Origin of the sequence: Brevibacillus jepli, from assembly GCF_047229145.1 — a bacterium.
Taxonomy (GTDB): Bacteria; Bacillota; Bacilli; order Brevibacillales; family Brevibacillaceae; genus Brevibacillus.
The window spans coordinates 1-7,180 of record NZ_JBFEFW010000066.1 but is presented as its reverse complement, the minus strand read 5'-3'; the positions used below and the strand labels follow the sequence as shown (position 1 = coordinate 7,180).

The 7,180-nt window shown below is 46.2% G+C and carries 6 protein-coding genes and 2 tRNA genes; all 8 read left to right on the top strand.

Annotated elements, in window-relative coordinates; all coding sequences use genetic code 11:
• Positions 1 to 458: 458 nt before the first annotated feature.
• Complete coding sequence (dnaA, locus tag AB1L17_RS31095) at positions 459 to 1,820, top strand: chromosomal replication initiator protein DnaA (RefSeq protein ID WP_412848462.1); 1,362 nt, start codon at positions 459 to 461, stop codon at positions 1,818 to 1,820.
• Positions 1,821 to 2,026: 206 nt separating this feature from the next.
• Entirely contained in the window at positions 2,027 to 3,166 is a 1,140-nt protein-coding gene (dnaN, locus tag AB1L17_RS31090) for a DNA polymerase III subunit beta (protein ID WP_412848461.1), read from the top strand.
• A gap of 32 nt (positions 3,167 to 3,198) precedes the next feature.
• Positions 3,199 to 3,414 (top strand): S4 domain-containing protein YaaA, encoded by a 216-nt coding sequence (gene yaaA / locus AB1L17_RS31085; protein WP_412848460.1) that lies wholly within the window; start codon positions 3,199 to 3,201, stop codon positions 3,412 to 3,414.
• A gap of 16 nt (positions 3,415 to 3,430) precedes the next feature.
• The gene (recF, locus tag AB1L17_RS31080; RefSeq protein ID WP_390305250.1) at positions 3,431 to 4,549 is read left to right on the top strand and encodes a DNA replication/repair protein RecF; all 1,119 of its coding nucleotides are present in this window, start codon (positions 3,431 to 3,433) and stop codon (positions 4,547 to 4,549) included.
• 11 nt (positions 4,550 to 4,560) lie between these two features.
• Positions 4,561 to 4,848, top strand: coding sequence for an extracellular matrix regulator RemB (remB, locus tag AB1L17_RS31075; RefSeq protein WP_007720118.1), 288 nt, complete (start codon positions 4,561 to 4,563; stop codon positions 4,846 to 4,848).
• The gene (gyrB, locus tag AB1L17_RS31070) at positions 4,848 to 6,773 is read left to right on the top strand and encodes a DNA topoisomerase (ATP-hydrolyzing) subunit B (protein WP_412848459.1); all 1,926 of its coding nucleotides are present in this window, start codon (positions 4,848 to 4,850) and stop codon (positions 6,771 to 6,773) included. Before remB ends, gyrB begins: the two co-directional genes overlap by 1 nt.
• A gap of 216 nt (positions 6,774 to 6,989) precedes the next feature.
• Positions 6,990 to 7,066, top strand: a tRNA-Ile gene (locus AB1L17_RS31065).
• A 40-nt stretch (positions 7,067 to 7,106) separates the two neighbouring features.
• Positions 7,107 to 7,179 (top strand) — tRNA-Ala (locus tag AB1L17_RS31060).
• Position 7,180 lies beyond the last annotated feature (1 nt).

Below are 7,180 nucleotides of genomic sequence, written 5' to 3'. Positions count from 1 at the left end.
ATTCAAGCTGAGCAAAAAGCTCAAACATAGTTATCTTATTTTCATCAATTCGCGACAACTATCTTGACAAACACCGATATGTACAGAGTACCAGAAGTAGTGTTTGTGGATAAGTATGAAAAAACCATTGATGCCATGCCTTATATCTGTTATTATGTTTTTGTTTTGAAGCGTGAATAACTCCGATACATGAATCGGGTTTTCCACAGCATGTGGATAAGTTTGTGGACAGATTCTTTCCTATGTGTATGTCATTACTCACAGGATTGAGGATAAACGTCTGCTTTTTTTCACTTCTACGAGCGGAATCCCTATATTTCGACTTTTTTTATCCACAGTCGCTTCATACGGCTGTGTTGACAATTGGGTCACAGCATAGCAGGTTTTTGCACTTATTTTCGATCGTTTTTGATCGGTGATCCATCATTTTTCGGACGGCCCAAAAGGAGGGATTCTGGTTGGATGCAGCGATTAGCGAACTATGGCGCAAAGTCTTGGCCAAGATAGAAAAATCGCTAAGCAAACCCAGTTTCGATACCTGGCTGAAAGCGACAAAGGCAACCACATTGGAAGAAGATGCACTGATCGTCGTCGCACCAAATGACTTTGCTCGTGATTGGCTAGAAACTAGGTACGCACAACTGATTACCGATACACTATATGAAGTGACGGGTATCAATATGAAAGTAAAATTCGTCGCGATGCAAAATCCCGATGCGGCTTTTGCCGACGAACAACCAGCCCCACGGGTGAAAATGAGCGCTCCGCCTACTGTCGCGGATGACCAGCCACCCAGTATCTTGAATCCCAAATACACCTTTGACACGTTTGTCATCGGATCGGGAAATCGATTCGCTCACGCCGCATCGCTTGCGGTCGCTGAAGCCCCTGCGAAAGCTTACAATCCCCTCTTCATTTACGGAGGAGTCGGACTTGGCAAAACCCACTTGATGCATGCAATTGGCCATTATGTCATTCAGCACAACCCATCGGCGAAAGTGGTCTATTTGTCGTCCGAGAAATTCACCAATGAATTCATCAACTCTATTCGTGACAACAAAGCCGTCGAATTCCGCAATAAATATCGGAGTGTTGACGTTCTTTTAATTGATGACATTCAGTTTTTGGCGGGCAAAGAATCGACACAAGAAGAGTTTTTCCATACGTTCAATGCCTTGCATGAAGAAAGCAAACAAATCATCATCTCCTCCGATCGGCCTCCCAAGGAGATCCCGACGCTGGAGGATCGCCTCCGCTCACGCTTCGAATGGGGACTGATTACCGATATTCAGCCGCCCGATCTCGAAACGAGGATTGCGATTTTGCGCAAAAAGGCAAAAGCCGAGAATCTCGATATCCCAAATGAAGTAATGGCGTATATCGCAAACCAAATCGACAGCAATATCCGCGAGCTGGAGGGCGCTTTGATCCGTGTGGTCGCTTACTCCTCCTTAATTAATCGCGATATTGACACACAACTGGCTGCGGAAGCACTGAAAGACATTATTCCTTCTTCCCGCCCGCGCGTGATTACCATTATGGACATTCAGCGAACGGTCGGAGAAGCTTTCAGCCTGAAGCTAGAAGATTTCAAGGCGAAAAAACGGACAAAAACCGTCGCTTTCCCACGTCAGATTGCGATGTATCTCTCTAGAGAGCTGACAGATGCCTCATTGCCTAAGATCGGTGATGAATTTGGCGGCCGTGACCATACGACAGTCATCCATGCCCATGAGAAAATCTCTCGTGCACTGGCAAATGACCCTCATATGCAAACAACGATTCAGTCGCTCATTGAAAAGTTAAAAGCAAACCATTAAACCTGTGCATAACGCAAAAAGCCTATACACAACTTACCCACATGTGTATAGGCTCTATTTTACGTATCGGGTCCACATATCCACAAATCCACAGGCCCTATTACTACTTCTGTTAAAAAGATTTATCCTAATAAGTTATGATAAAGGCGCAGCCATTATGCAGACTCCAACCAAAATAATGGCGCCAGAGAGGGAGGCTCACGTCGATGCATATTACCGTTCAGAGAGAGAAATTGTCGAACGCCGTATCGCATGTCAGCAAAGCTGTATCTAGCAGAACTACAATTCCAATTTTGACCGGGATTAAAATGAAAACCGATGATGAAGGTTTGACACTGACTGCAAGTGATTCCGATGTATCTATCGAAGTTCAGATTCCTTTGGAAGAAGCCGGAGAATGGGGCGTAACGATTCATCAGCCTGGTAGCATCGTATTGACTGCACGTATTTTCAGCGAAATCGTGCGCAAGCTGCCAAGCAACGAAATCGATATTCAAGTGGATGATCGCTTGGTAACCAAAATTCGTTCCGGACAAGCTGAGTTCACCATTAATGGAATGGATGCCAACGAATATCCACAGCTGCCGCACCTGGAAGAAGATAAGGTCTTCAGTGTTCCCTGTGATTTGCTGAAGGCTATGATTCGTCAAACGGTTTTTGGTGTTTCCACTTCCGAAATGCGCCCGATCTTGACGGGTTTGATGTGGTCACTTGATCAAGGAAAATTGCGTTTTGTGGCAACTGACAGTCACCGTTTGGCTAGCCGTACAGCTATGGTGGAATGCCCAGAGGATCTTTCTTTCCATAACGTGGTTGTTCCGGGTAAAAGCTGCAATGAATTGGTAAAAATATTAGATGACGACCAAAATCTCGCGGATATCGTCGTTGCAGATAATCAGATTTTGGTGAAGTCCAAGCATATCTTGTTCTATTCCCGCCTCTTGGAAGGAACATATCCAGACACGACAAGAATCATTCCACAAGGAAGCAAAACCGAGATCACAGTTAGCACCAAGGAATTTTTGCAATCCATCGAACGCGCTTCCTTGTTGAGTCGCGAAGGCAAATCGAACGTGGTTAAGCTCGTTACCTTGTCTGATGGAACTGTCGAAATTACGTCCAATGCACCTGAAATCGGGAAAGTAACGGACATTTTGATGCCAAAAGCGATGAATGGTGAAGAATTGAAAATTTCCTTCAACGCTAAATACATGATCGATGCGCTGCGTGCAATTGATAGCGCAGAAATCAAAGCAAGCTTTAGTGGCCCGATGAGTCCATTTGTTATTCGTCCAACCGATCATGATTGGATGCTCCATCTGATTTTGCCGGTTCGTACGTACTAAATCGTTTTTACGTAAAAGAAAGGAGCCAAACCATGCGTGAGGTTTCCATTAGCACAGAATATATTGCTCTCGGGCAATTTTTGAAGCTGGCTGAAATTATTGATACGGGCGGAATGGCCAAAGCTTTCTTGGCTGAGGTCCCGATCCATGTCAATGGTGAGCTGGACAACAGACGCGGACGCAAGCTATATCCTGGCGATGAAGTGGCGATTGAAGGCTATGGTCGCTATCAAGTGGTACGCCCCTGAGAGGAGAGCGTGATTCTTGTTTCTCAAGAACCTGTCGCTAACCAATTATCGCAACTACGAAACGATGTCCCTGTCATTTGACGGTCCCATTCAGTTGTTCATTGGCAACAACGCTCAAGGTAAAACGAATGCTCTCGAATCGATATATGTTTTGGCACTGGCCAAATCCCACAGAACGCCCCGCGACAAGGAGCTCATTTCCTGGGATGCCGATTATGCCACGATCCGTAGCGATGTTCTTCGTCGCTACGGTTCTGTTCGTTTGGAGCTGCAGTTGACAACCAAAGGAAAGCGGGCCAAAATCAACGGAATGGAGCAGCAGAAGCTGAGCGCTTATGTGGGGGCATTGAATGTCGTCATGTTTGCACCCGAGGATCTTTCTATTGTCAAAGGGGCACCTGCCCAACGCAGGCGCTTCATCGACATGGAAATCGGTCAGGTTTCACCTACGTATCTTTATTATTTGAGCAATTACAACAAAGTGCTGGCCCAGCGAAATCAGCTTTTAAAGGATTTGGCCATGAAAAAAAGTAACTCGCTGGAAATGCTGGCAATTTGGAATACCCAATTAGCCGATTTAGCGGTAAAATTGTTACGGAAGCGTTTTGAGTTCATTCGGAAGCTGGAGACGTGGGCACAGGAAATCCACACCGGCATTACCGATGGCAGGGAAAGACTTTCTTTGCATTACGTAAACTCATCGCCAGTTACTGAAGAGATGACGATCGATCAGGCTGTAGATAAAATGCTTGCTGCCTACGAAGAGGTTCGCGACCGGGAAATCATGCGGGGTAGCACCCTTATTGGTCCACATCGCGATGATTTTTCACTTAAAGTGAACAACATGGATGTGCAAACGTATGGTTCCCAGGGACAGCAACGCACCAGTGCGCTGTCCATTAAATTGGCCGAAATTGAGCTGATTAAAGAAGAAGTGGGAGAATACCCCGTTCTATTGTTGGATGATGTCTTGTCAGAGTTGGATGAACATCGGCAAACTTTGCTGCTCGAAACGATTCAGGATCGAGTACAGACGTTTGTAAGTACCACAGGTGTGGAAGGCTTAAAGCATCAGGTTCTCCAGCAAGCCTCTCGTTTTTACGTGAAGGAAGGGAAAATCTCCGGAGAAAGGTAGGGGGTACAGGGATGTTTATTCACATTGGTGGAGATACTGTGGTGAGCACGAAGGAAGTCATTTCCATTCTTGATCATCAGACTGTGAAATCCTCGAAAATCAATAAAGCGTTCTTGCTCGAAAAAAGCAAGACGGTTGTTGATCATAGTGAGGAAGAGACCAAGTCTTATGTAATCACCCAGAACGCCATTTACTGTTCACCTATTTCTTCTCTGACGCTGAAGCGACGCGCTCAGTTCGTGGACAGCTTGGATCAGTTTCCCTTTGTACAAGCTGAAGTGGAGGAGTTGACAGAGTAGTGGATCAAGTGACGACGAAAGATACAAACTACGATGCGAGTCAGATTCAGGTACTGGAAGGGTTAGAGGCAGTTCGGAAACGTCCCGGCATGTACATCGGGTCGACCAGCAGCCGAGGTTTGCATCACCTGGTATGGGAGATTGTCGACAATGCCATTGACGAGGCACTGGCCGGTTATTGCGACGAGATCTTGGTGGTCATTCATCCAGACAACTCCGTATCTGTAACTGATAACGGTCGAGGAATCCCGACTGGCATTCATGAAAAGACCGGGAAATCCACAGTTGAAACCGTTTTGACTGTATTGCATGCCGGTGGTAAATTCGGCGGTGGCGGATACAAGGTGTCCGGCGGTCTTCACGGGGTAGGTAGCTCGGTAGTGAACGCGCTATCGGAATGGATGGAAGTCGAGGTTAAACAAAATAACCAGGTATACTACATGCGCTTTACTGTTGGCGCACCGAATGCCGATCTTGCTGTTGTGGGCGAGACCGACGAGACGGGAACAAAAGTTACCTTCAAGCCCGACCCGACTATTTTTACCGAAACAACGGTGTTTGAGTACGATATTTTGCAAAAACGTATTCGCGAGCTGGCGTTCCTGAACAAAGGATTGCGCATTACGCTGAAGGATACACGTCCAGAACAGGAGAAGGAAGAATCCTTCCACTACGAGGGCGGTATCATCCAGTTTGTAGAATACTTGAATAAAAACCGGGAAGCTCTGCATGACGATGTGATTTATTGCGAAGGGGAAAAAGAGGGTCTTGTCGTGGAGGTTGCCCTTCAGTACAACGACACTTATGTAAGCAACATCTACTCCTTTGCCAATAACATCAACACACATGAGGGTGGTACTCACGAAACAGGATTTAAAACGGCTCTTACGCGTGTAATCAATGACTATAGCCGCAAGTTTAACTTCCTGAAGGAAAAGGACCCGAATCTTTCTGGAGATGATGTGCGTGAAGGTATCACTGCGATTATCTCTGTAAAAATTCAGGAGCCTCAGTTCGAAGGACAAACGAAAACAAAGCTGGGGAACTCGGAAGCACGCAGCATTACCGAATCTGTCTTTGGTGACCGCTTCAACACGTTTATGGAAGAAAATCCTGGTGTTGCTAAAAAAGTGGTTGAGAAGGCTCTCATGGCCTCGCGTGCTCGTGAGGCAGCTCGTAAAGCTCGTGAGATGACACGCCGCAAGAGTGCGCTTGAAGTAAGTGCCTTGCCAGGTAAATTGGCAGATTGCTCATCCAAAGATGCGTCCGAATCTGAACTGTTCATTGTAGAGGGAGACTCTGCGGGCGGTTCTGCGAAAATGGGACGTGATCGTCATTTCCAGGCAATTCTTCCTCTTCGCGGGAAAGTATTGAACGTGGAAAAGGCCCGTCTGGACAAAATTCTTGGTAATAACGAGATCCGTGCAATCATTACGGCACTGGGTACTGGTGTTGGCGAAGACTTCGACATTTCGAAGGCACGCTATCACAAAGTTGTCATCATGACGGATGCGGATGTCGACGGATCGCATATTCGTACGCTTCTATTGACGTTCTTCTTCCGTTACATGAAACAGTTGATTGAAGCGGGGTATATTTATATTGCCCAGCCGCCACTCTACAGCATCAAGCAAGGGAAGACCTTGCACTATGCGTATACCGATAAGCAGCGTGATGAGGTTCTCGCTACCTTGAAACCTCAACCGAAGCCAAACGTCCAACGTTATAAAGGACTAGGTGAGATGAACGCAGATCAATTGTGGGAGACTACGATGGATCCAGAAGTTCGTACGTTGCTTCAGGTAGATCTCGAGGACGCTATGGATGCCGATATGGTATTTGAGACGCTTATGGGAGACGAAGTAGAGCCACGCAGGGAGTTTATTGAGCAATACGCGGCAAATGTACGCGATCTTGATATTTAATTTGAACGAAGAAAAAGCTTGTCCTTTACCGGGCAAGCTTTTTCTTTATGAAAATTCCAAAACACATTTGAAATATAGAATGAACTTGACTTATAATAGGGTGTACTTTTGTTAAGCTCGTTTCACAAAAAAGTTCACCCACGCAATAAAAAAAATCAAAATTTCTATTGCAATGAATTAAAAAGTATGCTAGATTAAAGATCCGGAAGTCATTACGGGCCTATAGCTCAGTTGGTTAGAGCGCACGCCTGATAAGCGTGAGGTCGGCTGTTCGAGTCAGCCTAGGCCCACCACTTACATAGCTTGCATGACAAAAGAGTCATAAAAGCGTATGGGGCTGTAGCTCAGTTGGGAGAGCGCCTGCCTTGCAAGCAGGAGGTCATCGGTTCGATCCCGTTCAGCTCCAC

What these genes read in the sequence shown, in the direction of transcription:
- yaaA (WP_412848460.1), top strand. Translation starts at nt 3,199, where the DNA reads ATGCGTGAGGTTTCCATTAGCACAGAATATATTGCTCTCGGGCAATTT.
- remB (WP_007720118.1), top strand. Translation starts at nt 4,561, where the DNA reads ATGTTTATTCACATTGGTGGAGATACTGTGGTGAGCACGAAGGAAGTC.
- dnaN (WP_412848461.1), top strand. Translation starts at nt 2,027, where the DNA reads ATGCATATTACCGTTCAGAGAGAGAAATTGTCGAACGCCGTATCGCAT.